The organism is Haloferax sp. S2CR25 (assembly GCF_031624535.1).
GTDB classification, from domain to species: domain Archaea; phylum Halobacteriota; class Halobacteria; order Halobacteriales; family Haloferacaceae; genus Haloferax; species Haloferax massiliensis.
Genome location: NZ_JAMQOO010000017.1, coordinates 1 through 23824 on the forward strand (window position 1 = coordinate 1; position 23824 = coordinate 23824).

Here is a 23824-nt window from a genome sequence, read left to right on the forward strand (position 1 = left end):
ACAGATTCGGCGCTCTCACTGACGTGAGACCGCCTTTCGTGGGCTATTGTCTCGGTACCGGGATCGAACTTGTCGCTTCCGCCGTGGAAAATCAAGTCAGCGTGTAGAACCGATGGGAACTACCGACAGTAGTTGCGAGAATCCCTATGAGAGCACCACCGATTCCGCCTGCAAGGACGATCGTCGTGGGCTGCTGGTTGTCACTCTCGGCGAGCCACACTACCGCACTGCCGACAGCCAGTGCAGTAGCACCAACAGCGGCGGGATACCCACCGCCGGGAGCAGCACCAATTGCAGCTGCTGGATCAAGCGCCGGAGACACTCCGATGTTCAGTAGTGTATCCCAATAGAGCGACGTGAGTAAGAGGAGAATCCCGACTATGAGCATAAGCCCACCGACATAACGAGAGCGCATATTTACCCGGGACCTCCGATACGGCAAATGCTTTCTGCTGATTGAACGGAAATTCCTCGACTACTGCCTCCCCTGTATCTATCCCTTCAGTCACTTCGAAAAGTACGACAAGAGTCCTATGACACGTTCTAGCAGTAAACTATTCCACCCCTCCTTCACTCGGGGGTAACTGACCCACTCGCTTGTTGAGGGTGAGGTCTCCACATAGCGCTCTTCCGTAGGAGATTGTTGATACAGCTCTCCGGAGAGGAGTCGGACCAGAAACTGCCCGTCTGATCGCCCAACGACCGGGTTCTAGTCTCACTCAGTTCATCACAGAATCGCAAGACTGCTCTACATCAACAATGTGCTACACAAGAGCGCCACATAGAATACGGTGAACTCTCGTGCCCTACTCGCTCCCCTGCTGAACGTTGAGGATTGAGGGCTAGCATCTTCGTCATCGTGAAAACAGATCGAGATTTCTACAGGCTGAGCAGGCCGAGTGCCTCGGGGCTTGACCCCGAGGCGGTTCACTCTAACAGATACGATCACGAGTCCATTTTGTGAGGACGACTATTCGCACGCACCACCGCGGACGTCATCTTCTGCGGTACTCCGAAAACCCACTCTCAAAAGGCTTATTTCATCGATCGATGAAATAGGACCGACTGGGATATGGGTACAGAAACAGCACAAGCTGACGAGGGTCGGACAGTATCTGCCTCACACAGAACAATCATATTTCAACACCTCGGAGTCGCTCTGATTACGATTTTTCTTATATATCTCGCTCTGCTTGGTCATAGACAGTGGTCGGCCGATATGCGGTTCTGGCGTGCGATTGGGGACGCATCATTCATTTTGCTCTCGATGGCTCTCGCGATAGGACCCCTCGTCGAACTACGGCGGGAGGCGACATCCCTGTTGAAATGGCGACGCCCGTTGGGGATCTGGTTCGCGCTCACGGCCACCATCCACGGTTACCTCGTGTGGGATGGATGGGCACGGTGGTCCGTGAGACGCTTCCTCGGGTTTGAAGATCTCTCTGCGGTCGGTATCGAAGAACTCGTCTTGACGGACCCAGGATTTGGGCTTGCCAACCTCATCGGTGCCGTCGCCCTCATTCTGGCTCTCGTCCTTGCCGCTATCTCGTCCGATCGAGCGATGCAGGCGTTAGGATATCAGCAATGGAAGTACGTCCAGCGATTAGCGTATGTGATCTTCTATCTCGTCGGTCTCCATGCGGCGTATTTCATTTTCCTTCACTATGAACTCAGCCTCCGGAACCTCGTCTTCCAGAACCCACCCCCGCCAGACCCAAACTGGTTCCGCTTCTACTTCGTGGGTCTCGTGGCCATTGTCCTTGTACTACAATGGAGTGCGTTCGCAAAACGGGTCGTGAAGCATCGACAAGCCCATGGCTGATGTAAAATCGCACGAAATTCACGGTGGTGGGTGGGAACGTCTTTTGGATGCTGGACGCCTCACTCATGCCAAATTCGGCGCTCAGGCAAACCACGACGGGCGCCATGCAGAGGTAGTGGTCCGAAAGGGCTAATGAGTCGTTGGCGTAGACAGAGAGTATGCCCTCAACCCTCGTCCACGTTGCGGTTGCTGGTCTCATCGGAACTGCCTTGCTAGGCCACTACTTCGACTTGAAAGGGATTCTGAGTGTCATGGGACTCACTGCCTTCATCGACCTCGATACGTTATTGGGGATTTGGATCCAGGGTGCTCATCGAGCATATCTCCACACGCTTATGTTTCCGGCTGTGTTGGGAGTTCTCTTGGTTTGGGACGTGTACGTCCGCGACGAGTCGTACCTTGTGAACCGCTGGGGTAGATACGGCGTCCGAGTCGTCTGGGTGAGCATTGTCGCCTTAGTGGTAGCACACAGCCTGTACGATGCGTTCTTCAACGGTGTCAATCTATTCTGGCCGCTCCACGACCGCTTCTACGACCTCTCGGGACAACTACTCGTCTCCGACCAGCGGGGTATCGTCCAGACGTTCATCGAACTCGGACCAGACGGTGAGACGGCCAAGGGGACGACGAAGAATACCCACTACTACACCGGTGTCGATCCCACCCGCGGACCGGAGCCGGAAAACGCCGAACGCGTTTTCCACGTCGTCAATACGGGTGAACGGCTTGTCCTGATGCTTACCGGTTTTGCCGTCGTCGTATACCGAGTCTTCGACATCCGAAGACACGATCTCTCTCTCTAGAGTAAGTGATGAAGCGTGTTCTCATTGTGGAATGTGAGAAAGACCACACGCACCCTGATTCACTCCACAATGTGTCTCAAGGGTGGTCTTGGAACGGTCTGATGGGCCTGTTGCTGAGAGGGCACGGCAACGCGATCACTCAGATATTCGAGTAGACAATTTTATTTATTAGCCTCATCTAAACCACGTATGCTCACCAGCGTGATGGAGGATTACCTCAAAGCCATTTACGAGCTTCAGGAGGCCAACCATGAGTTAGTCTCGCCCTCCGAAATCGCGTCACGGCTTTCGGTCAAGCCCCCGACTGTAACGACCATGACGAAGAAACTCGCCGAACGGGAACTCGTCGAACGTGAAGCGTACAGCGGCGTGAGGCTCACCGACGAGGGTGAGACCGTCGCCATCGAGGTGATTCGACACCATCGTCTGCTCGAAACCTATCTTGTCGAACGATTAGGTTACGACTGGACCGAGGTTCACGAGGAGGCGGATGTCCTCGAGCATCACATTAGCGAGACGCTCGAACAACGACTCGCGGAGGCACTCGATGATACAGCTGTCGACCCGCATGGCGCACCCATCCCAAGTGAGACGCTCACCTTGGTTTCCAGCCCCGACACGTATCTGAGCGAGTGTGAACATGGAGAGCATCTCGTCGTTATCGAAGTGAGCGATCGCGACTCCGAACAGTTGGCATATCTCGATGACGCCGGAATCACGCCGGGGACCAATCTGGTCGTCACGGAGGTTGCCCCGATCGGTCTGATTACCGTTCAACCACAAACCGACCACCCAGGGATCTCACTTCCGATGACTGTCGCTCGGACGATTCGCGTCCGCGAACTGAACGATAAACCCGAACACGCGGTTTCAAACGCCAACGGAGCCGCATGATGCCTCCGCTTGATTACAACCGGGCCGCCGATTACACGGAGGCGTTAGAGGCTCGACTCGTCGACCGCCTCGATACCGATTTTGTCGTGAGTAGACGTGGTATACTCGGCGGCTTGGGATTGGCTGGCGGCGCCGCCCTCACCGGTCTTGGTGGCTCGGCTATGGGACAGGGCGCTGGTAGTGATGATGACGACAGTGGGTTTGGAGCGCGCGGCGAGTACGAGAACACCAGGTTTGACCCGCACGAGTTTCTCACCCAGTTCAACACCGGTCGGGACGGCCAGGACAACGTTCCCCAACGCGTGTTCGAGGAAAACGGCCAGACGGTGCGTGAGTTCGAGTTCACGGCCGTCGATACGACCGTCGAGATCGCTCCGGGCGTCGAATTCTCGGCGTGGACATACAACGGGCAGGTACCCGGGCCGACGCTCCGTGTAACCGAGGGTGACCTCGTCCGGATTAGATTCACCAACGGCTCATCGAACCCGCATACCATCCATCCGCACCTGCGGAACCTCCGCCCCGAAATGGACGGCATTCCGCAGAACGGTCCCGGCGAACTCGATACTGGCGAGTCGTTCACGTACGAGTGGCAGGCCAACCCGATGGGTGTCCACCTGTATCACTGCCACTCATCGCCGCTCAAAGAGCACGTTCACCGTGGCCTCTATGGGGCAATCATCGTCGACCCGGACCCTGAGCGGGTCAGAGAACACCCTGAGGAGTACGTCCCATACCACCCGAGTCAGATCACCGACGCGCTACGTGAGGACCTCGTCGAGACGGCCAAACGCCGCAACTACGAGTACATCCAGCGCAACGACTACGATCTCAACGAGCTGGTGATGGTGATGAACGGGTTCGACACGAACTTCGACGTCGACAACGAGGTGTACGCAGTGAACACCCGGGCCTTCGCCTACGGCGTTGGTCGGACCGACGGCAACGGGAACTGGCAAGCTGGCGAGACGAAACGCCCGATACAGATCGACCGGAACGACCGCCAGCGGATCTATCTCGTGAACGCCACCGAGTTCGATCCCATCAACTCGCTGCACACCCACTCACAGTTCTACGATTACTACGATCACGGGACGACGCTTACGCCGACACATCAGACCATCGATACGGTGATGCAGTGTCAGGCCCAACGTGGCATTCTCGAACTCGACTACTCCAATCACGAGCCGGGCCTGTACATGTTCCACGCGCATCAGTCGGAGTTCGCCGAACTCGGCTGGATGAGCTTCTTCGAGGTGGTCTAAATGAGCGATGAGCGATCCGAACCAAATGGCGGTGTCACCGTCGAGGAGGGTCAACCCTTCGGCCTTCCGCGGTGGGTCCTCGCCCTGCTACCGGTCGTGTTGCTTGCGATCGTGTTGGGGCTGTTCCTCGTCGGAAATCCCTTTGCGGCCCTCGGCACAGGTGGCGAACCTCTCCCCGACGTGACAATCTCGTACACGACACTTCCGGATCAGGGAACGATCCTCGTCCACGTCACGAACAACGGCCCCGACGCGGTAACGATCTCGCAGGTGCTGGTCAACGACGCGTACTGGAACTTTGGGGTGAGTGGTGGCGACCGGACGCTCGCACCGTTGGAGAGCGCGACTATCGAAATTCCGTATCGCTGGAATCCTGACTGGGATCTCGACGTCACACTCGTTCTCTCAGACGGGGCCACAGTCAGCCATACAATCGTCGCACCATCCACGTCGCCAGGGGTAACTGGTACCATTCTCGGGACGCTCGCCATCGTCGGACTGTTCGTCGGTATCATCCCGGTCATCTTGGGCATCCTCTGGTTCCCGTATCTTCGCTCTCTCTCGGACCACTGGTTGCACGCCGTGATCGTATTCGCCGCCGGGGTCCTGGCGTTTCTGGCGTTCGACGCGACGTTTGATGCGGTCGAACTCCTCGAACGAGTCCCGGGCGCGTTCGAGGGGAGCCTGCTTTTCGTCCTTGGCGTCTTCGGCGCGTTCTTCGCCGTGCAAGCGATCAGTTCGTGGCGTGAACAAAAAGCGGCGGCTGGAAGCGAACGTGCGAGTAGCGGGCTCTGGGTTGCCTATCTGGTTGCCATCAGTATCGGTCTGCACAACCTCGCGGAAGGACTCGCTATCGGGAGTGCGTTCGCCCTCGGTCGGGTGGCGCTCGGAACGTTCCTCGTTATCGGGTTCATGATTCACAACGTGACCGAAGGGCCAGCGATCGTCGGTCCGGTTGCCCGGGGGGAGCGGCCCGCGTTGAAACACTTTGTTGCGTTCGGCGTGCTTGCGGGAGGGCCAGTGATTCCGGGTGCATGGATCGGCAGCTACGCGTTCTCACCGACGCTCGGGACGTTCTTCCTCGCGATCGGTGTCGGTGCGATTCTACAGGTCGTCTGGGAGCTAACGAAGATGGCTCAAGGCGACACTGGGCGGGCGGCGACGCCGCTGAACCTCGGGGCGTTCCTCGTCGGGTTCGTCTTCATGTACGTGACGGGGCTGTTCGTCACCGTCTGACCCACTCAACGCCAAACAATCACGTTATAGTCTTTCTCACGAGAGGGCTGGCGTGGTCGGAACGATTTGTGAGAAACAGGGACGTTGAGCGGTATTTCGGAGGGGTATTACAAAGGTTGAAGTATTACTGATACTGCCCATTACGTATGACCGATGCAGAAGGCGGAACGACCGTCTCCGTCACGAGCAAGGGGCAAGCGACGATTCCCAAAGAGTTCCGTGACAAACTCCACATCGACACGCCGGGCCGAGTCAGGTTCGTCGAGAACGAGAAGGGGGAAGTCGTGATTCGATCAGTCAAGCGCCCGTCCGAACTTCGGGGTGCACTTGCATCCAAGGAAGCGGAACGTGAGAAGTCGGCCACGGAACTGCTCCGTGAAGAGCGAGAACGGGACAAAGAGAAGACCGACGAGAAGTACGGACTGTCTGAGCAGGAGGAATGACGGTCATCTTTGACGCCGAGCCGTTGCTCGCCTTTTCGTTCGACGAGCAGGGAGCAGGGGAGGTCGAACGCTGGCTCGACCGAGTGTACGACGGGGAACTCGACGGGTACATATCCACCGTTAATCTCGCAGAATTCCGGCACATCGCCACCCGAAAAGCATCTGCAGAGCAGGCCGACGCCCACATCGACGACCTCCGAGATATGGGCGTCACCGAGTACAACATCGACGACCTCTGGGAAGCTGCATCGGATTTGAAAGCCGCGTACAGCCCATCTATCGGAGACGCATACGCTGTCGCCGCCGCCAAAGACCTCGACAACGACGACGAGCGGAACGTAACCCTTCTCGTTGGTGCTGACGACGACTACGACGTGTTCGAAGACGAAGATGGATTCAAGCATCTCATCGAACGCGTCCGAGACGAGCCCGCCTGACGCGAGCTGGGTGTGACGCCCCAATTATAGCACCAGTAAAGTAAAATCTGGATAACCGGGGTTATTGTTCGTGATTGCGGCGTAGTCAGGAGGTCAGAGAGCGAGTGTAGGCCGAAAGAATCGCTTCAATCTCGGCACTCCAGTACAGGAGTGCGACCGTGATCAGGAAGACGACTGTCGACAGGTCCCACGACAGTTGTGTAACCGCACTAAACGCTGACGCGCCGAACAACGGCATAAGAATCGAAAACGTACAGCCAACACAGGAAACAAGACCGAATACGCCCGAAAGAACTCCTTTCGTGGCGTCAAGCAACCGAGCGTAGAGAAGATACGCGAACGAAAGATAGCCGGCGGCCTTGAATGGAACGACCACTGTCTGGAGCCACGGGTTCCGAAAGACGACGACCGGACCCCACCCGAGGAGTGCCCACGAGATGCGGAATTCGGTTCCGGATCCGAGCGGCGTGAAGATGCCGAATCGGACGAGTCCCCCGAGATACAACAGCACGAGCAGATAGAGGCCGGTCACACCCAGCGCGAGGGTTTGGATGCCTCGGCTCCGTTTCGAAACTTTCGTACGCGACACCGCAAGGAGCCCGACATTGATCCAGATGAATGGGTACACCGCATACCGCGGTTCCGTGATCGTCGTCGATGTCATACTCACGTACGCCAGAACGGCGAGGAACTCCACGAGTAGGATCGCACTCCACACCGCCACATCACCCTCCTCAATATCGAACCGAGTACCGAGTGTTCGCAGGCCAGTCGAGAGTTCGCCCATGGTTGAGAGGGTTCGTGTTCGCTGTTCGGATTGGCAGGCGCATAAGCGTTGATGATGGTCCTTGCTCAGATGGAGGGTTCCGTAACTGTTACAAAAATCGGCAGTGGACAGCAGTCCTTCAACACAAATTCACCCCACATTTAATAGATACTGTAGATATGGCCGAGTTCACGTTCGAGGGGCGGGAAGCCCTTGAGAAAGAAGCGAAACCCGTTGGTGGCGGGGCACACGTCCACGTTCCAAAAGACTGATTGGTGAGACAGTCGCCGTCATCCGCCTCGAACAACAAGAACCGAAGACCAAGAGTGACTCACGATGGCGTCCACACACCTCTCACTCCCCATTCGATTGCCCTTCGAGGAGCGACAGCGCCACGCCCGAGTAGACTCTCTCACGACCAGCGTCGCAAATACGCTCATCGGGCAATACTGGACGCCCGAACACCTCACTGAGATAGGCGACTCCGCCTACCAAGCATGGAAATACTTTGATGAGTCTGAAGCGTTCGTGGACGTTGACCTGTACCGCCCCAGTCGGTACAAGCGGTGCGTGATGCAGAAAGTTGGAGAGACGCTTCGCAGTCACGCGGACAAACGCGAAGCATTCCAAACCATCCTACCCCTTCTCCCCGACCACAAGATTCGACGCATCCACACTCGTCGAATCAAAGAACGACTCTGGGACGCTGAGGAATACATCAAATCCGGGTATGTGGAGGTGCTCATCGGGCAACTCAACTCCTACTACGACAAACACGGTCGATTCCCTGAGTCGTATTTGGAAATCCAAGAGTGCCCAACGTACTCGAAGGGCGTTCTTCCGTACTCTGCAGACGATGGTCCGACGAGCGGACAGGCGGTGAAATACGAGTACGATGAAGAGGCGGAGACACTCACAGTCAAGATCAAAACCCCCGATACCGTCGAACCAGAGACGAGAGGGGAGTGGACGTGGACAGCACACAAACTGGGCGGCTACGACGCGTTCCACGAACTGCTCGAACACGGCAGTCTCTCGGCCCCCTCTTTCCACCCCACACAGACGAAAATCGGGGACGATTACTACGAACTCTCGTTCCCCGTGGAAGTCGAATACCAAGAGAAATCAGACGACGTTGAAACCGTCTTGGCGATTGACAGTGGTCTCCGAAAAGATGCGACTGCTGTCGTTGTGAACAAAGACGGAGAGCAGCTCTCGGTTCCGTATTTCATCCAGAACACCGAGCGAGAACGGACGCGGAATCTCGCTCGGGAACGCAACCAACTCAACTCCAAGTTAGCATATCTGCGTCGAGAAGGACGCGACCACACAGAATCGTTCAAACACGTTCACGCAGAGTACGAGCGCGTCAACAACAAAATTCGGCACAAGCGAGAACAACTCGTTCACGACGTAGCCAATCAAATCCTCGCACTCGCTCTGGTATACGACGTTGACGCGATCGTTCACGAAGACCTGCGGAGCCTGTCACCGCCGCGTGGCGAAGGCAACCTCTCGTGGGAACTCAGTTTCTGGGCACGGCGAGAAATCATCGAGAAAATCGAGTACTGCGCAGACATCGCCGGATTGCACGTGGAGAAGGTACGTCCGGGCAACACGAGTCGGTCGTGTCCTCGATGTGGTTCGACGGGACACACGACAAAGTCGCCTGACCACTCTCACGAAGTGTGGTGGGGTGGGCACTTCCGCTGTGACAACGCCCGGTGTGGCTTTCAGGCCGACCGGGACTACGTTGGTGCAGTCAACGTGGCTCGCGTGTTCTTCAGTGACTCGACAACGCTGCAGCACGATTTCACGTCTTCCTACACGGGAGATTCTGAAATCGTGCCAGTAAGCCGTTCCGCTGGCGCGTGTCTCACGTTCGGTGAAGCGCCTGTAGCGTATCTCGGACAGTCTTCAGAGCAGAGGGTGACTGCTGGTGGCGGGTCGTGTGTTATACAGCCCGCTGTCACCCCCGACAGAGACGAAAACCAAGTGCAGTAGCCCACGTTCAGTGTCAGGCCCAGCGACACACAGCACCTCTCAATTTGTTAGGAGGACTGCTGTTTACTGCCGAAAATAGGAACGGTAAGCCAATACAATTCCCCCCAATTACAGAAAGCAGAATACTGCTCTGCGTTTCCTGGCTACTGAACGGAGCTCCAGTCGTTCGGCTCGTTGGGAAGATCTATACGGACAAGTATCAGACTCAGACTGGCGACGGGTTTACGGGCGGTCAAGGCGAATGCCCCGGGGCCTGACCCCGAGGCGATTCACAAGATCATGGAGGTGATGATAATAGCATGAATGACACCCGTCAGAAGCTTATCGGCATAGTGTGGCTTCTCCTTGCTGCCACAAGTGCCATTGAGGTGTATATTGGCGGGTTAGACTCCCCCTCTCATTACTCCAAGGAATGGCTGCCCTGTTCGGAGGATTCGCTCTGGCTGTTGGTCTACTGTATCTCACCGGTTTCATTACGCTCATGGACGCTCGTACTAAGCATCCGTGAGGCAATAACGAGAAGATCTCTCGGTTGTGAACCGACCAGGTCGACAGATTTAATCCCTGCTCAACTGCTTGATCGTGGCTGGAGATTATCATTATCTCTCCCTATCGGTTGAAACTACCAATCGTGTGTTCTGCGTCCCAACACGGTGCATATACACTGTATAAGTAAGGTGGATCCTCGCTTACGTGCCGATGCATGCCTAGTAGTACGTGGTCTCGGCGTCAGTTGTTACGCTTTGCTGGAGTTCCAATTGTAGGTGGGCTCGCTGGCTGTGCGAGCGATTCTGATGGAGCCAATACCCCGCCGACTTCGACACGGACGAGTACGAATACCCCATCGCCCACGGCCAGAACCACTACGACGACCACAGAGGAACCGACACCGACTGAAGAATCGACGACCACAGAAGAAGCGTCAAAGGATGCACCGGGCTATAAGGACTCGCACTGGCACGGTCGCCTCTTCTTCGAGATTGATGGTACGTTGGTGGACTTCGATCAGCAGCGGTACTACCTCGACACTATCGAAAAGAAGCATCCGGAGACGGTCTACTTCCACTTTCACGACTCGGCTCACGGACCGAACGAGTGGAGCAACGAGAAGAAAGTCATCACGTTCGCCCGTGCGCTCAACCTCTTGCCCGGAATCAGTTACTCTCAAGATGGGCGTGGTGAGCCCGTCATCACGTACGAGGGGACGACGTACCGGACGACAGACAGCGGCGTAACGATCGATATCCATGAAGGGACTCGAACGATCGATCCAACGACGTACGAGGTCCAACATAACGACAACTTCTGGGTGCGAATTACTACGAAGAGTGCGACTGCCACTACTTCGGGAGATAATACTCGCACAGGCAAGCTCGTGTTCGACGTCAATAACCGGCGGCTGAACTTTGAAGGGAGCAACTACGAGCAAGCGGGTACAGAACAGTTTCAGTTTCGTGACGACGACAACCCATACACGTGGTTCAACACCGGTGAGCCAGTCACACTCGCAACCGCGCTCAATACGATTCCATCGATTGAGTACTCACAGGAATCTAAGAAAGGCCACGTGATTCAATATGATGCGGGCGAAAAGTTCGGTGGAACCTACCGTTCCAGTACGGGCGGAACGGAGATCATCATCCGGCAACGCACGGCTGACGTGAACCCAGAGCAGTACCAGCTACGGAATGGTGACCTCATCTGGGTATACGTGCATACTGACCAGGCACCTGATAACGAACACTAATCAAATCCCATGTCGACGCACACACTCTCGTTCAAACCCGCAATTGGGTTGTACGGCCAACACGACCCGAGCGCTGCCCTCTTCGAAGATGAGACCCTCATCTTCGCCATCGAAGAGGAGCGATTAACCCGAGACAAGCACGCCCCGAACACATTTCCAGAAGAGGCCATTCGGGCCTGTCTTGACTACCGTAACCTCGAACTGAGTGACCTCTCACGGATACTCCTCCCATACGATCCGTCGCTTCAGTCGGAAATTTTGGACCACTACCTGCTTGATACGGTTCGTCTTGACGGTCTCGGCCCGAAGTTGAGCCATCTCGAGTGGACAGTCAAATCCCAATTACAGGCGCAGTTCTTCCCCACTAAACAGATCGAGAACCGATTGCGGACGATCGGCACACCTATCCCCTCCGTTGAAACACGCCCGCACCACGCGTGTCACGCCGCGAGTGCGTTCCAGCCGTCGGGATTCGACGAAGCCCTCGTCCTCACCATCGACGCGAAGGGCGAATACGATGCAACCGTTGTCTGGCGTGGTGACGAATCTGGACTCGAACGGATCCGGACGTACGACCACCCGAATAGCCTAGGGTTGTTCTACGCCGTCGTTACGGAGTACCTCGGTTATCGGATGTTCAACGGTGAGGGCAAAGTAATGGGACTAGCCCCCTATGGCAACGAGAATCCAGAGATCGAGTCCGTTCTTCGTGAGGTCATCGAAACGGGGTGTGAATACGACGTTACCTCGTTGACACAGCGCTGGGGCGCGGGATACGGAGTGGGACGACTAGAGGAACTGTTCGATCGGCCGCGGAACGAGACGCCCGGCGATTTCGATCAGTGGGAGAAGGATTTCGCCTACACTGCGCAGAAACTACTCGAAGAAACCGTGCTGGATATCGTCGAGACCTACACTGACCACCTCGGGACGTCCAATGTGGCGCTTGCTGGTGGTGTGGTGCTCAACTGCAAACTGAACAAGCAAATTCGAGAGTCAGAAGCCGTCGAGAACGTCTTTATCCAACCAGTCGCACACGACGCCGGGTTACCGCTCGGTGCAGGGTGGCTGGAGCAAAACCCCCGAGACGTGCCAGAGATGACCACAGTGTACCTCGGACCCGAGTACACCACCGATGAGATCGTAGACCTACTGGAAACGAACAAGATTGATTTCTCGCAACCGCTCGATCTCGAGCGATATACAGCTGAACGACTCGCAGATGGGGCACTCGTCGGCTGGTTCCAGGGTCGACTCGAATTGGGGCCCCGTGCCCTGGGAGGTCGAAGTATCCTCGCGGATCCCCGATCGGTCGACTCTCGTGATCGGGTGAATCGCTTCGTCAAGCATCGTGAGGGATGGCGACCATTCGCCCCCTCGATGTTGGAGAAGGCAGTCGACGAGTATTTTGTTGATGCGACGGCGTCACCATTCATGATCGACACATTCGATGTTAGAGAGGAGAAACAGAAGGAGATAGCTGCAGTGCTCCACCCGGCCGATCATACGACCCGCCCACAGACTGTTCGCGAGGATCAACATCCGCGATACTATCGATTGATCTCAGAATTCGAGAGCCTCACCGGAGTTCCTGTGGTGTTGAACACGTCGTTTAACGACCACGGGGAGCCGATCGTGAACACTCCAACCGAGGCGCTCAAGGACTTCTTCGGGATGGGGCTTGACGTGCTCGTGCTCGAGGACGTCGTTATCGAAAAACAGACTCGAACGGCGAAATCAGCAGTTGCTCTGCAAAGCAAGAGTGAACCGACCGTGCTCTGTCCCCATATGGGTGGTTACGACTGACCAGTTACAGTTGGGACGCTTTTTGGAAAGGATATTTACGACCCACTCCGAACAAGTAGCTTAGATGGGCCTCTGGCTAACAGTTGCACGAGTTGCTATGGGGGTGAACATCCTCTTGTTAGTCGGATTGAGCTACGTCTGGGCTGGAAACTACCGATCGGTTCGGTCGAAGTACGTTCTTGCATTGTTTCTCTTTGCGGTGTTACTCCTCGCCGAAAACGTGTTTGCGCTCTATTTTTTCAGCCTCAACCCACTCACTCGTCAGTGGCTCGAAGCAGCGGCGACGACTGCCCAGATTGCTATGGTCCTTCTCCGCCTTCTCGAGACGAGTGCGCTCGCCTTACTTACGTGGGCCATGTGGCAGTAGGCTGTGACACCCACGATGTCTGGCCCCCTCAAAATGAGTTTTTCAGCCGTCCACCGTTCCCTCGATGTTCGGCATGCTCTCACCGAAGTTCCGGAGTAGGTGCATGGATTCACCGAGAATAGGGGTAGAATTTGGCCAACTATTTTATAATTTGTGTCCGAATATCGGGGTTGGACGGCACAACCCAGTCATGACACCCGACTACGTTTCCCGGAGACGAATCCTCCAACTCGCGGGGAGCACAGCCACTGTTGGACTCGCAGGCTGTGCTGGCGGTGATGAAGAGAACAATGGAAGTGGTGGAGCAACGACGACTACACCGACAACCACGCCAACGGACACCACGACCGAAGAGCCGAGTGTGACGCCAGCGCTCTCAGTTTCGGACATAGAAACCGACAACCGTAACGTGGTACTCTCGAGTGCTAGCATCGATGGCGACGGCTGGGTGGTACTCCACCCAGAGGCCGAGGGCGGTGGTCCAAATGGTCAAGTCACGCTCGCTCAGAAACAGCTCTCCGCAGGCGAATACAGTGACGTTGAGCTGGCGATGAACACCCTCCTCGCTGGGGAGCAGACTGTATACGCGATGCTCCACTACGACGATCCAGCAGACGGGGAATTTACATTCCCAGAAAACGGGGACCCCCCCGTCACAACAGACGGTAATCCGGTCGTCAAACCGTTCGAAATCACGCTGACGGGGGAAGTGACACCTTCGCTCTCTGTAACCGACCAGGAGACGAGCGGGGAGCGTGTCACCGTTCCCAGCACTGCGATCGATCAGACGGGATGGCTTGTCATCCATCCGGACGCCGAAGGGGGTGGTCCCAACGGCGGCGTTACGCTTGCAACTATGCAGTTACAGCCCGGCCTCTACGCGGATGTCAGTCTCCGGCTCGACGAGTCGATCACCGAATCGCAGACGGTGTACGCGATGCTCCACTACGACGACCCAATGGATGACGAATTCACGTTCCCGGAAAACGGCGATCCTCCCGTCACGAAGGATGGAAATCCGATCGTCAAACCGTTCGATGTCACCGTTGGTGGTGGCGAAGCGTCCATGCAGACCGTCGAACTGGTGAACACGGCGTTCGATCCGGTACGCGCGACGGTCGCTCCCGGAACGACAGTCGAGTGGGTGAATCAGGATTCGTTCGGGCACGACGTGACGAGTGCACAATTCCACGATGTGGCCGAGCAATGGGATTTCAGCACGAGTCTTTCATCGTCGGGCAACACGGCGACGTACACGTTTGAGAGCGAGGGGATTTACGAATACGAGTGTACCATCCACGGGAGCGAGACGATGTGTGGCGTTGTTCTGGTCGGTGACGTGTCGCTGGATCAGGATCTCCCCTGCGAGGGTGGTGGAGGGGGTTACTGACTGCGGCCGCCGATTGACCATTGATTCGGAATCTGCTGGATGTGTGGATCACTCCGGGATCGAGCAATTGAGAAGTCGACGGATTCTCGTCGTCACGAGACAGAGGGAGTACCGCATCGTTCAGGTCTGTTGGCCTAACTTCAGTTCACGTTTTACGTCTCCCCGGACGCCTACGCTGCTTCCTTCAATTCCTCATACCGTTCTGTGTAGCGACTTTCGCACGATGGACAGCAAAATTGTTTGAGATCGCCATCGAGGCGCGTCGTGACCCCCTCATCCGTAACAGTGTTGCCACACTCCGCACATGTGAGGGCGAATTCCGTGCCGCCCACGTTCAGATTCCAGTCAATATCGCTGACCAGTTCCACTTCGAACTCACGTACGATGTCCGTATCCAATTCCGAAAGGAGCCACCCCCGTACGTCATTACGGGGTGCCGTCGCATAGAAGACGATGTTTGCATTTGCCATCGTAAAGACGTGCTCAACGGCATCCAGTTCGGTGAGCGTCTGCCGAATAGCATCAGCATGTCCCGGGACGACGGCCAATCGAACCAATACCGGCGTTCCTTCACGGAGTTGTGAACGGTCGATATCGACGGTGAACCGACGAATGACTCCGTGCTCCTCGAGGCGGTTGACGCGGTCGGACACTGCCGGGGGCGAAAGGTCGACGATTTCAGCGACGTCACTGTACGGTCGGCGTCCGTCCTCGGCAAGCAGTCTGAGTATTTCGAGATCGGTTTCGTCGAGGTTTCGCATGTGTTCGCACACGAACCCCAGAAGGAAAACAGTATCGCGGGTTTCGGTGTCAATTCGAAGATGAACTCCCCCTGGTATGCGAATTATGTTAAGGGAAAGGGCAATGTTGAGAATGCGCAAGCCGACCGGACGAGCAACTCCGCGACAGTCAAGGGTGACGCGGATACCGATGCGCTCGTCAACGCGGTGAACGAAGCTGGGTACACTGCCAGCGTATAAGGATCTGCTCCGAATTGCTTCAGCCCTCCTCTGGTGAATCCCTCTTATTGTTGATTCTTCCTCGAATTGGCTCGTGTGACGGCCCATCAACGGGGAAAGTGACAAGTAGCTCCAGCCGCAACTTTGCTAATGATTACCATGATTCGCCGCCGAGCGTTTCTGGGTGCTGCCGCTACCGGCGGGCTTGCTCTCGTCGCGGGCTGCACCGGAGGAAGCAATCCGGGCGGTGGCAGCGGAAACGGGAATGGTAACGGGGGTGCTGCCATTGAAGAAACGTCGTCGGTCTCGATGACCGGGTCACAGTTCGATCCCCGGAATATTCACGTCGACACCGGAGCCACGGTAACGTGGACTAACGACGACGGCTTCGATCACACGGTCACCAGCGCGTCGGATAATTGGGACAAAGACTCCAGTGTAGCGGGTGGCGAGGAGACGACACATACGTTCGAAGAAAGCGGTGTGTACGACGTGTACTGTACGATCCACGGAGGGTCGGACCTGTCGGGGATGTGCATGAAAGTCGGCGTTGGAGACACGGCCATTGAATCTCCACTTGGGGGTGGGAGCAGCGGCGACGATGATGGGGGAGGAATGTATTGAATCAACAGGCCAAGAGCTGCGTCTCCTGATATCCTCCGCTGGAAGGGGGCGTCCGCTCGCGTCTCGTCGCACGTGGTCTCCCGATAAGCCGTCCTCATCGGAAATTGACGATGTGATGACATTCAATCCCGAGTCAGTCTGAATACGAATCGGGAAGCTGCTCTCTATCCAGTGATCGATTCGCGAACGGATTTTCGGATTATTTTTTCCTGTCTCCCAAGTTGGAACGGTGCCGGGCGAAGAGTCGAAAGCCCATCCAGAGAGCGCCGAATCCCATGGCAGCGACACCGCCATCTCGGAGAAGGTGGACAATTGGACTGTACGGCTCGATCAGAACGTTCCGTAGGTGGACTACCACGAGGAGAAGCGTTGCCACACCCCCTGCGATGGCGAATGCCACTCGGGTGTCAGATCCGTCCCCACGTCCCAGTCGGGAAGTTGCCGACTCCACCGGTGTTGCGAGGAGAAATAACAACGCAAGTCCCCCAGTTATCATTGGGGTCCAGAAGGCAGCAGCACGGTAGAGGAGCGCTGCTGCAGTGGCTACCGTCGTATTGATGGCTGTCAAGGTCACCAGCAGTCCTGTGAGGAACGCCGAGGCACTCCCAAGTCCACCAGGAGTCGGGGCGATCCCGCTCAGCTTCGCTACTGGAATGATCACTAGGACAAGCGCGAGTGGTACGTCCGCGCCGAGAGCCCTAAGCGCAACCCATAACGTAGCCCCCACGGAGAGTTGCCCTGCGATACCTAAACAGACCACCAGTACGAGGCGTCGTCGGTTCGTCCCCAGCTGTTCGATTGCCGCGATGAACCGACGGAGCCGCTGGCGGATCGCTGCACGTTCCGGTGGCTCGAATCGCGGAACCCACCACAACCGAGCGAGAACGGCGTCGAGAAGTCGTGTCGTCCACTTGATAACCGTGTCACGATACTGCCAGAGAAACACGCCACCCACCCCAACTACGACGACGATCCCAGCCCCGACGAGTGCGGCATTCCGAATTGCCACAGAGAAGGCGACACGTGTGAGGAGGTAGCCCGCTCCGACGAGACCGAGCAGGACCGACGCAAGCCGATTGATCGCATTGAGACTCACGATCGCCGCAAATCCCGTTTCGTACTCCATCGGTGCGACACGTGAGGCTAGGAGTCCACTCACCGGGTCGCCGCCCGCCTGACCAAACGGAGTGACGCTGTTGATGAATCCCGTCGCGTCGAACAGGAGGATCGCTCGCCAGAGCGTAATCTTGGCGTCCATCTGTCTGAGAACGAGCCACAGTCCGGTTCCCCAGAGAAATAGTGAGACGAATCCAACGATGACGAGCGAAGCGGCCCGACGGGTGGACACGGTACGGAGTGATCCAACTATCGCATCGACGCCCACGAACCGAAGATATATTCCAAGCCCTATCAGTCCGACTAGCAGGCCCACTACAGTTCGTTTATCGAACGTTCGTATTTCTGTCATGAACGGTGATGCTAGCTTGGATACGGTGCAGATCGGCTGTGAAGCGTCCCGGAGAGTCGTCGTTGTGGCAAGGAGATCATAATACGGAAATCGTCAGTTGGTTATGGATTGCTGGCGATCTGGATGAATGCTCGGGGTATAGCTCAGGCAAGCTCATTCATAGTTGTACCTGAATCTCCAAATACGATCTCGCCCTCTGTCTCAGACTGTCATGATGACCCCCACAATTGGACTCTTGGTATTCCTCCGGCGAATCGAGCCCCGTGGAACTCCGACAAATCTCCATCGCCTCCGTCGAGGCGGCAACGCAGTATTCAACCAGCTGGCAACGAGATGAGAACCTAATGCTCATTTGGACACACGTCGCGGTTGGATACCTTCTGATCTCACTCGGCAGTCGCTATTGGCTGGGGGAGAAGCCATCGTCCCTCCCGACCTTCGCGGTAGCTCTTGGGACACTCTTTCCGGATCTCGTCGATAAGCCATTAGCGCTCGCGACCAGTAGCATTCCAGGTCGATCTCTCACCCACTCGGTGTTCACGACAGCCAGCGTGCTCGTACTCGTATGGATGTGGGGCCGTGATCATCCAACGCGACGTATGGTTGCGATCGCTGGAGGCGTGGGATATCTGTCTCATCTCGGGGGCGATGTCGTCGATTATTTCGTCCTCGATCACGGAACGCTTCGGTTCCTCTTGTGGCCGGTACTCTCGCCGGAGTCCCACATCCAGACAGTGTCAGACTTGCTCCAGCTCCTCAATCCAACGCCCTATGTGGCGGTCCAGACCGTTATCACTGTGCTAGCGGTCGCCCTCTGGGTGCGTGACGGAATGCCAGGTGTGTCTGTCGTCCGGTCTCACCTGTCTCAACGGCGATCACTTTGAGAGGTCACCGTTCTATCGAGGGGTCGTCGATAGTGGGTGCGACCAGGTAGCTTTCGAGCCATCCCACTATGCCTGCCAACACAATCGCGCCGACCCAGACGTGGACCGTCCAAGCGATCCCCTCTGTCACCCAGAGGGTCACGAAATAGAGTCCGAACAGCACAGCGGGAACGACGAACCCGAATCCCCGCCATGCAAGAGAGTGAGATCGGTCCAATCCGAGGACGAGGAGGTCGGCGACGACCCCGGCGAGCACCCACGCCGGAATGAACTGGTAGTGTTCGGTCAGGAGACTCATGGCACTTGCATTGAGCGTGAAGACGACCGTGAGCGCCCCCGACGGAAGCGAAAAGCGTCGCACAATCAATAGAAGGCTGCCCATCAGTATCGCGGTCTGGAGCAGGATACTCACGACACCGAGTTCGTGGGCCACGATCAACGGGAGCTCGCCCGCGTGTCGATGTCCAGCGCCGGCGAGCGGATTCACGATCGGATGTGCATACATCGTCGCAAACGTGAGCACCGACAGCGTAATCGCGGTCGAGAGCACCATCGGGAGCTGGGCCGCCCAGCCGCTCTCATTCGGATCGAGGCGATACCAGGCGCTACGGAGAGGCCCACTGACGAAGAGACCGGCCCCGATCATGAGCAACAGGTGCGTCGGGCTCAACAACGCCTCGATGTTGGCCTCGATGCCGAACACCTCGTGCCAGACCATGTCGCCGACGCCAGCCACGCCGAAGAGCACGACGCCGGCCACGGAGAGCCAGTAGCCTTCTGGGAGGCGTTCAGACCAGGAGTGTCCCCGTATCCGATTCCGGTAGATGGTTCCGCCCAGCAAAGTGGCGATTGCGAGAAATGCGGTGTAGAAAATCCCGTGTTCGAGCGTAAAGAACGTCTCCGGAGCGCCATGTGTATGAGATCGGCCGTCGAGAAAGACGCCGGCGATAAACCAGAGCGTCAAGAGCGTAAACAGGCCGTCGAACTTGATGCCCTCGACCGGGAGTGCGTTGACGAGCGATCGATCGACGCGCGCTTCAGCCATTGTTCTCTCATCGATGTACCAGTCTAATTCGGATAACGGTTACCACGAAGTTAGATATCCCGTTCACGACTGAAAGTGTATCGAGCATCTGTTGTCGCCACGGTTGAGGTCAGTAGAAAAGTATCAAGACGATTGCTTGAGTGGAACGTCACCGCTGGGCCTTAATATCCCCGGGACAAACACTCAGTCATGCGCCACCTCGGTTTGAAAGCCCGAATGGCGGTCGTCGGATCGGCCCTATTCGCGTTCTACGCCGTCGCCGCGGTCGTGGTGATGGGCGTCTTCGGCTGGCCACTCTGGCTCGTTCTGCTGGGCAGCGTCGCTTTCGTCGGCGTCCAGTACAAACTCGGCAAGTGGATGGCGCTCCGGAGCGTCGGAGCTGAGGACCTGCCCGAAGACCGCTATTCGGATATTCACCGACGAGTTGCATCACTCGCCGACGATATGGGTATCGAGAAACCTCGACTGATGATCGCTCGGATGGGCGTGCCCAACGCGTTTGCCGTCGGTCGGAAGGGCAACGGGACGGTCGTCGTCTCCGAGGAGCTGCTCCAGCGGCTCGAACCGGATGAGGTCGAGGGCGTCCTCGCACACGAACTCGCCCACATCCGGAACCGTGACGTCGTGATGATGGTGCTCGGCCAAGGTGTCGCCTCGATCGTCGCTATCGTTGCTCAGTGGGCGGTCCTGCTCACTGGCGACAACGACATCGCGGATTTCTTCCTCGCTATCGTCGTCGGCCAGATCACGCAGATGCTCGTGATGCTGTTTGTTTTCGCCATCTCGAGGTATCGCGAATTCGTCGCCGATAGCGATGCTGCCTCGGAGATCGGGAGTGGAGAACCGCTCGCCAGTGCGCTCGAGAAAATCCAGCGAGGTAGCGAGCGTGCCAGTGAGTCGGAGGTCGACGCCCAGGTGAACGCCCTGTGTATCTTCGGCGAAAAACGCGGCCTCGCCCGACTGTTGGCGACCCATCCGCCAGTCGAGAAACGTATCGAACGCCTCCGAAGATAGATGGCCGCCGTTCGGACGCTCCTAGCGGCTGTCCTCGGGATCGGTATAGGGGTCCTGTTGATCGCGTATCCCGAGACGGTGATCCGCGTCCAGACCGCAGGTCGCATTCCGTCGGATCGCAGTGGTGAATACGGGTCCGAAGCCCCGGTCTCGGATCGTTGGCGACGGGTGGTGCAGCTTCTCGGTGGGATCTCAATTATCCTTGGACTCTACTTCGGTGCAATCGCGCTCGGATGACGGGAAACCATCTTGAAAACCGGAAGGGAAAGGACGCCGACGAGGTGGGGTGAGGAAGGGTGGACAGGGAGTGGGCTTCGGGAGTGGGGCCTCTGACAGCGGCTATACCTACCAGGGAATCACCCCGCAAATCGCTTTTTGAGTTTGGGAAGTATAAACTTTCTCCGTGATAAGGAACACGCCACACGAAGTGAGTCACTCAACCACGATGGCACCGATCATTCCGTTCTCCTCGTGTGGAAGGCAAAAATACCGATACGTCCCAGTGACCTCGAACGTATACTGGTACGTGTCGCCGCGCTCAAGAAACCCACGTGCTGACGTGCTCTGTCGGACTGCCTGTTCGGATTCGTAGCCACCGCTGGCGAAATACGCAGCATCCTCTGGGAGCGACTCCTCGTACGCCGACGCCGTGTGAGGGGCACCGCTCTCGTTTTCCCACGTAACGGTCTCTCCAGATTCGATGGTGACTTCGGCTGGGTCGAATCGAAGGTCACCAGTCATCGTCACGGTCGGCCCCGAGGAGCCACTGAGGCCGCCGAGACAGCCCGCGAGAACCGACATCCCTCCGGCTACACCGATTCCACTCTGGCGAAGCACCGACCGTCGTGAGTGTGTCTCTGATGGCATCTTGGCCTCCTACAACGCCGTACCCTGTGTAACCGTATAGTATGCAAGGCCGAACTGGACTGCGTTGTATGCGCCGTGGATGAGAGCGGGGACCGCGAGGTTGTCCGTGAGTTCGTACGTCGCCCCGAGCACGAGCGCGAGCGTGAAGACCACGCCGATATACACGAGTTTCCCGCTCCCCTGGAGGGAAAAGACGTGTACCATCGCAAAGATGAGGCTGGCTAAGATGATCGCTCGCGCCGGATGGAACGATTCTCGCAGTGTTCCCTGAATGAGTCCCCGAAATAGAAGCTCCTCACCAGGACCCACCAACAGGAACGAGAGTGGAATCAACACCAGAAAGACGGTTGGCTCTTGGCGTCCGATCTCGATGATCTGGTTGCTGGCGTGGTCGAATCCCAGATATGCGATCACGACCGAGAGTACGCGAACCGCGACCAGGAGCGTGATGAATCCCCCGACGATCCACGCGACATCACGACGCGTTGGAACGCGCACCTGGATGAACTCCAAACCACTGTCGCGGGTCTGTAGATAGACGAGTGCAACACCGCCGAACGTCACTCCCTGGAGTAGCACTGTACTCAAACCAAGGCGTAGCGCCGGGCGGTCCAAGAGAGAAATCCCGACAGCACTGAGTACCTGTGAAACGAGCATCAGGAGAATCGCCCCGATGACAAAGCTCCCGAGCGCGACGCCGAGAGTAACCCCCACTGCACGGATCTGGTGCCGACTGGTTGTCACGGCTCCAATCCCTCGTCATTCGAGATAGCTGTCGATGCTTCTCTTTCCGAGGTAAGGGATCGCTGAAGCTCGAGCTTCTTCACCCTTGTTGCAAGTGCGAGGAACGTCGCGGCGAGCGTCAGCGTCACTGCCGCGGCCGCCGCGAGGTCGTGCGCTCGCACCGAGTGATCGAGCGCGCCGTTGGCGAGTTCGGCCCGCAGGAACGTGTGGTGGAACTCCCCGACGACCGGCGTGAAGTAGTCCACGATGTCGTTGAGGCCGTACCAGACGGTGGCGACGGCGACCGCACCGACCGAGAACTCGGCGTAGCGATAGATCAGGAACGACTGGAGGCTCATCGCGAGATGGCTCACGATGAGGAACCAGTAGAGCCAGGGTTCGATACCACCCGGCCCGTTGAGAACCAGCTGGACGAACGGTGTCCAAAGCCCGAGTTTGATGTTGCCGAAGAAGGCGAGCATGTGGAGCCACTCGACGTCGTAGTCCAGTTTCCACGCGGCGAGACTGAGCGCGACGAACAGCGTCGCAGCGGGACTATCGGGAACGAACGGCCACATCACGAGCGGGGTTTGAGCAAGCTGGAAGCGGTAGTACCAGAATCCGAACGCGGTTCCAGCGAAGTTGATTGCGACGATGACCCACGCGTACCGAAGTGCGAAATCCTCGACGCGCTCTGGTAGCGGTGCGAGATAGCTAGGTAGGCGGCTTGAACGTGTTGTCGTGGTCATTCTCGAAATAGGTCACATTCCAGATTCAGCACCGCGCCGGTTCGTCATGATGATGCCACTGATCAGCATCAGCACCGCGAGGGCGACCATTCCAAGATCCCATCCCATCCCGGCGGTTATATTTGATCCCATGCCACTGGCCATTCCGCCATCCATACCGGTCCCCATCCCGCCACCCATTCCCCAGTTCATGCTGCCAGTGACGCCGACGAGGGTCTGATTGAGCAACATCAATACCGAGTAGCCGATCATTAGCGGGCCGCTTGCACTCCCGAGTCGGTCAGCGTATGGCGTGAGCAGGACCACCCCGTGGACGACCACGATGACGCCGAGCAGTGCCATGAAGGCACCACCCGCGGATTGCATCATCCCCGCTTCTGCGACTACGGAGAAGAGTGAGTAGATTCCTGAAACCAGTGCGATAGCTGCGCCGTACTGTCGGGTTGTCGTTCCGTTCATTGGCAGTATGTCAGAGATGCGTAGTCATTATTCAAGACGATTTCCCTTCGTC

Annotated in this window: 27 protein-coding genes; 18 read left to right on the forward strand and 9 right to left on the reverse strand. The window is 57.2% G+C overall.

Annotated features, from left to right (window positions below; all coding sequences use genetic code 11):
• Window positions 1–91: 91 nt before the first annotated feature.
• Window positions 92–388 carry a hypothetical protein gene (locus NDI65_RS21005; RefSeq protein ID WP_310894298.1) on the reverse strand — a complete coding sequence of 99 codons (297 nt, stop codon included), beginning with the start codon at window positions 386–388 and terminating at the stop codon, window positions 92–94.
• An 831-nt stretch (window positions 389–1219) separates the two neighbouring features.
• Here NDI65_RS21005 and NDI65_RS21010 point away from each other — a divergent pair.
• From NDI65_RS21010 to NDI65_RS21040, 7 genes are all read left to right on the forward strand, one after another.
• Window positions 1220–1822 (forward strand): ferric reductase-like transmembrane domain-containing protein, encoded by a 603-nt coding sequence (locus NDI65_RS21010; RefSeq protein WP_158589926.1) that lies wholly within the window; start codon window positions 1220–1222, stop codon window positions 1820–1822.
• Window positions 1823–1980: 158 nt separating this feature from the next.
• Entirely contained in the window at window positions 1981–2625 is a 645-nt protein-coding gene (locus tag NDI65_RS21015; protein ID WP_310894299.1) for a metal-dependent hydrolase, read from the forward strand.
• A 189-nt stretch (window positions 2626–2814) separates the two neighbouring features.
• Window positions 2815–3519 carry a metal-dependent transcriptional regulator gene (locus NDI65_RS21020; RefSeq protein WP_310894300.1) on the forward strand — a complete coding sequence of 235 codons (705 nt, stop codon included), beginning with the start codon at window positions 2815–2817 and terminating at the stop codon, window positions 3517–3519.
• Window positions 3519–4784 carry a multicopper oxidase domain-containing protein gene (locus tag NDI65_RS21025; RefSeq protein ID WP_310894301.1) on the forward strand — a complete coding sequence of 422 codons (1266 nt, stop codon included), beginning with the start codon at window positions 3519–3521 and terminating at the stop codon, window positions 4782–4784. The genes NDI65_RS21020 and NDI65_RS21025 overlap by 1 nt, the downstream gene beginning before the upstream one ends.
• Window positions 4785–6020, forward strand: a complete 1236-nt coding sequence (locus NDI65_RS21030; protein ID WP_310894302.1) for a metal transporter — start codon at window positions 4785–4787, stop codon at window positions 6018–6020.
• A 146-nt stretch (window positions 6021–6166) separates the two neighbouring features.
• Window positions 6167–6463, forward strand: a complete 297-nt coding sequence (locus tag NDI65_RS21035; protein WP_310894303.1) for an AbrB/MazE/SpoVT family DNA-binding domain-containing protein — start codon at window positions 6167–6169, stop codon at window positions 6461–6463.
• Complete coding sequence (locus NDI65_RS21040; protein ID WP_310894304.1) at window positions 6460–6900, forward strand: PIN domain-containing protein; 441 nt, start codon at window positions 6460–6462, stop codon at window positions 6898–6900. Before NDI65_RS21035 ends, NDI65_RS21040 begins: the two co-directional genes overlap by 4 nt.
• Window positions 6901–6985: 85 nt before the next feature.
• On the opposite strand, the gene NDI65_RS21045 is transcribed toward NDI65_RS21040, so the two are convergent.
• Window positions 6986–7687: a hypothetical protein gene (locus tag NDI65_RS21045; protein ID WP_310894305.1), complete on the reverse strand. Its 702-nt coding sequence runs from the start codon at window positions 7685–7687 to the stop codon at window positions 6986–6988.
• Window positions 7688–7845: 158 nt separating this feature from the next.
• Here NDI65_RS21045 and NDI65_RS21050 point away from each other — a divergent pair, with 158 nt between their 5' ends.
• From NDI65_RS21050 to NDI65_RS21075, 6 genes are all read left to right on the forward strand, one after another.
• Window positions 7846–7938 (forward strand): DUF2080 family transposase-associated protein, encoded by a 93-nt coding sequence (locus tag NDI65_RS21050; RefSeq protein WP_310894306.1) that lies wholly within the window; start codon window positions 7846–7848, stop codon window positions 7936–7938.
• Window positions 7939–8002: 64 nt separating this feature from the next.
• On the forward strand, window positions 8003–9670 hold the full coding sequence (locus NDI65_RS21055; protein WP_310894307.1) for a transposase: 1668 nt from the start codon (window positions 8003–8005) through the stop codon (window positions 9668–9670).
• Between the two features lie 994 nt (window positions 9671–10664).
• Window positions 10665–11417 (forward strand): hypothetical protein, encoded by a 753-nt coding sequence (locus NDI65_RS21060; RefSeq protein WP_220619750.1) that lies wholly within the window; start codon window positions 10665–10667, stop codon window positions 11415–11417.
• Window positions 11418–11426: 9 nt separating this feature from the next.
• On the forward strand, window positions 11427–13223 hold the full coding sequence (locus NDI65_RS21065) for a carbamoyltransferase C-terminal domain-containing protein (RefSeq protein ID WP_310894308.1): 1797 nt from the start codon (window positions 11427–11429) through the stop codon (window positions 13221–13223).
• Between the two features lie 64 nt (window positions 13224–13287).
• Entirely contained in the window at window positions 13288–13590 is a 303-nt protein-coding gene (locus NDI65_RS21070) for a hypothetical protein (RefSeq protein WP_310894309.1), read from the forward strand.
• 190 nt (window positions 13591–13780) lie between these two features.
• Window positions 13781–14980 (forward strand): plastocyanin/azurin family copper-binding protein, encoded by a 1200-nt coding sequence (locus NDI65_RS21075; RefSeq protein WP_310894310.1) that lies wholly within the window; start codon window positions 13781–13783, stop codon window positions 14978–14980.
• A gap of 170 nt (window positions 14981–15150) precedes the next feature.
• Here NDI65_RS21075 and NDI65_RS21080 read toward each other — a convergent pair whose 3' ends face one another.
• Window positions 15151–15741, reverse strand: coding sequence for a winged helix-turn-helix transcriptional regulator (locus NDI65_RS21080; protein WP_119712925.1), 591 nt, complete (start codon window positions 15739–15741; stop codon window positions 15151–15153).
• Here NDI65_RS21080 and NDI65_RS21085 point away from each other — a divergent pair, their 5' ends adjacent.
• Together NDI65_RS21085 and NDI65_RS21090 are read left to right on the forward strand one after the other, a co-directional pair.
• Entirely contained in the window at window positions 15742–15960 is a 219-nt protein-coding gene (locus tag NDI65_RS21085; RefSeq protein ID WP_310894330.1) for a hypothetical protein, read from the forward strand.
• Window positions 15961–16089: 129 nt separating this feature from the next.
• Window positions 16090–16563 carry a plastocyanin/azurin family copper-binding protein gene (locus tag NDI65_RS21090; RefSeq protein WP_310894311.1) on the forward strand — a complete coding sequence of 158 codons (474 nt, stop codon included), beginning with the start codon at window positions 16090–16092 and terminating at the stop codon, window positions 16561–16563.
• A gap of 199 nt (window positions 16564–16762) precedes the next feature.
• Here the strand turns inward: NDI65_RS21090 and NDI65_RS21095 are convergent, their stop codons facing one another.
• On the reverse strand, window positions 16763–17995 hold the full coding sequence (locus NDI65_RS21095) for a lysylphosphatidylglycerol synthase transmembrane domain-containing protein (RefSeq protein ID WP_310894312.1): 1233 nt from the start codon (window positions 17993–17995) through the stop codon (window positions 16763–16765).
• Between the two features lie 299 nt (window positions 17996–18294).
• Here NDI65_RS21095 and NDI65_RS21100 point away from each other — a divergent pair, with 299 nt between their 5' ends.
• Window positions 18295–18915, forward strand: coding sequence for a metal-dependent hydrolase (locus NDI65_RS21100; RefSeq protein ID WP_310894313.1), 621 nt, complete (start codon window positions 18295–18297; stop codon window positions 18913–18915).
• A 4-nt stretch (window positions 18916–18919) separates the two neighbouring features.
• Here NDI65_RS21100 and NDI65_RS21105 read toward each other — a convergent pair whose 3' ends face one another.
• A complete protein-coding gene (locus tag NDI65_RS21105; RefSeq protein WP_310894314.1) occupies window positions 18920–19960 on the reverse strand; it encodes a hypothetical protein in 1041 nt (346 codons plus the stop codon).
• 216 nt (window positions 19961–20176) lie between these two features.
• Between NDI65_RS21105 and NDI65_RS21110 the strand changes: the two genes are divergently transcribed.
• Together NDI65_RS21110 and NDI65_RS21115 are read left to right on the forward strand one after the other, a co-directional pair.
• The gene (locus NDI65_RS21110; protein ID WP_310894315.1) at window positions 20177–20974 is read left to right on the forward strand and encodes a M48 family metalloprotease; all 798 of its coding nucleotides are present in this window, start codon (window positions 20177–20179) and stop codon (window positions 20972–20974) included.
• Window positions 20975–21211, forward strand: coding sequence for a hypothetical protein (locus NDI65_RS21115; protein WP_119712919.1), 237 nt, complete (start codon window positions 20975–20977; stop codon window positions 21209–21211).
• A gap of 195 nt (window positions 21212–21406) precedes the next feature.
• On the opposite strand, the gene NDI65_RS21120 is transcribed toward NDI65_RS21115, so the two are convergent.
• The 4 genes from NDI65_RS21120 to NDI65_RS21135 all read right to left on the reverse strand — a co-directional run bounded on the left by NDI65_RS21120 (window position 21407) and on the right by NDI65_RS21135 (window position 23772).
• Window positions 21407–21715, reverse strand: coding sequence for a plastocyanin/azurin family copper-binding protein (locus NDI65_RS21120; protein ID WP_310894316.1), 309 nt, complete (start codon window positions 21713–21715; stop codon window positions 21407–21409).
• 135 nt (window positions 21716–21850) lie between these two features.
• The gene (locus NDI65_RS21125) at window positions 21851–22585 is read right to left on the reverse strand and encodes a type II CAAX endopeptidase family protein (protein WP_310894317.1); all 735 of its coding nucleotides are present in this window, start codon (window positions 22583–22585) and stop codon (window positions 21851–21853) included.
• Complete coding sequence (locus NDI65_RS21130; RefSeq protein WP_310894318.1) at window positions 22582–23313, reverse strand: DUF1405 domain-containing protein; 732 nt, start codon at window positions 23311–23313, stop codon at window positions 22582–22584. Before NDI65_RS21130 ends, NDI65_RS21125 begins: the two co-directional genes overlap by 4 nt.
• A 12-nt stretch (window positions 23314–23325) precedes the next feature.
• A complete protein-coding gene (locus tag NDI65_RS21135; protein WP_310894319.1) occupies window positions 23326–23772 on the reverse strand; it encodes a hypothetical protein in 447 nt (148 codons plus the stop codon).
• Between the last annotated feature and the right edge of the window lie 52 nt (window positions 23773–23824).

What these genes read in the sequence shown, in the direction of transcription:
- NDI65_RS21045 (WP_310894305.1), bottom strand. Translation starts at nt 7,687, where the DNA reads ATGGGCGAACTCTCGACTGGCCTGCGAACACTCGGTACTCGGTTCGAT.
- NDI65_RS21050 (WP_310894306.1), top strand. Translation starts at nt 7,846, where the DNA reads ATGGCCGAGTTCACGTTCGAGGGGCGGGAAGCCCTTGAGAAAGAAGCG.
- NDI65_RS21135 (WP_310894319.1), bottom strand. Translation starts at nt 23,772, where the DNA reads ATGAACGGAACGACAACCCGACAGTACGGCGCAGCTATCGCACTGGTT.
- NDI65_RS21015 (WP_310894299.1), top strand. Translation starts at nt 1,981, where the DNA reads ATGCCCTCAACCCTCGTCCACGTTGCGGTTGCTGGTCTCATCGGAACT.
- NDI65_RS21080 (WP_119712925.1), bottom strand. Translation starts at nt 15,741, where the DNA reads ATGCGAAACCTCGACGAAACCGATCTCGAAATACTCAGACTGCTTGCC.
- NDI65_RS21110 (WP_310894315.1), top strand. Translation starts at nt 20,177, where the DNA reads ATGGCGGTCGTCGGATCGGCCCTATTCGCGTTCTACGCCGTCGCCGCG.
- NDI65_RS21035 (WP_310894303.1), top strand. Translation starts at nt 6,167, where the DNA reads ATGACCGATGCAGAAGGCGGAACGACCGTCTCCGTCACGAGCAAGGGG.
- NDI65_RS21010 (WP_158589926.1), top strand. Translation starts at nt 1,220, where the DNA reads ATGCGGTTCTGGCGTGCGATTGGGGACGCATCATTCATTTTGCTCTCG.
- NDI65_RS21020 (WP_310894300.1), top strand. Translation starts at nt 2,815, where the DNA reads ATGCTCACCAGCGTGATGGAGGATTACCTCAAAGCCATTTACGAGCTT.
- NDI65_RS21025 (WP_310894301.1), top strand. Translation starts at nt 3,519, where the DNA reads ATGCCTCCGCTTGATTACAACCGGGCCGCCGATTACACGGAGGCGTTA.
- NDI65_RS21120 (WP_310894316.1), bottom strand. Translation starts at nt 21,715, where the DNA reads ATGACTGGTGACCTTCGATTCGACCCAGCCGAAGTCACCATCGAATCT.
- NDI65_RS21105 (WP_310894314.1), bottom strand. Translation starts at nt 19,960, where the DNA reads ATGGCTGAAGCGCGCGTCGATCGATCGCTCGTCAACGCACTCCCGGTC.
- NDI65_RS21115 (WP_119712919.1), top strand. Translation starts at nt 20,975, where the DNA reads ATGGCCGCCGTTCGGACGCTCCTAGCGGCTGTCCTCGGGATCGGTATA.
- NDI65_RS21090 (WP_310894311.1), top strand. Translation starts at nt 16,090, where the DNA reads ATGATTACCATGATTCGCCGCCGAGCGTTTCTGGGTGCTGCCGCTACC.
- NDI65_RS21040 (WP_310894304.1), top strand. Translation starts at nt 6,460, where the DNA reads ATGACGGTCATCTTTGACGCCGAGCCGTTGCTCGCCTTTTCGTTCGAC.
- NDI65_RS21070 (WP_310894309.1), top strand. Translation starts at nt 13,288, where the DNA reads ATGGGCCTCTGGCTAACAGTTGCACGAGTTGCTATGGGGGTGAACATC.
- NDI65_RS21075 (WP_310894310.1), top strand. Translation starts at nt 13,781, where the DNA reads ATGACACCCGACTACGTTTCCCGGAGACGAATCCTCCAACTCGCGGGG.
- NDI65_RS21005 (WP_310894298.1), bottom strand. Translation starts at nt 388, where the DNA reads ATGCTCATAGTCGGGATTCTCCTCTTACTCACGTCGCTCTATTGGGAT.
- NDI65_RS21065 (WP_310894308.1), top strand. Translation starts at nt 11,427, where the DNA reads ATGTCGACGCACACACTCTCGTTCAAACCCGCAATTGGGTTGTACGGC.
- NDI65_RS21055 (WP_310894307.1), top strand. Translation starts at nt 8,003, where the DNA reads ATGGCGTCCACACACCTCTCACTCCCCATTCGATTGCCCTTCGAGGAG.
- NDI65_RS21030 (WP_310894302.1), top strand. Translation starts at nt 4,785, where the DNA reads ATGAGCGATGAGCGATCCGAACCAAATGGCGGTGTCACCGTCGAGGAG.
- NDI65_RS21130 (WP_310894318.1), bottom strand. Translation starts at nt 23,313, where the DNA reads ATGACCACGACAACACGTTCAAGCCGCCTACCTAGCTATCTCGCACCG.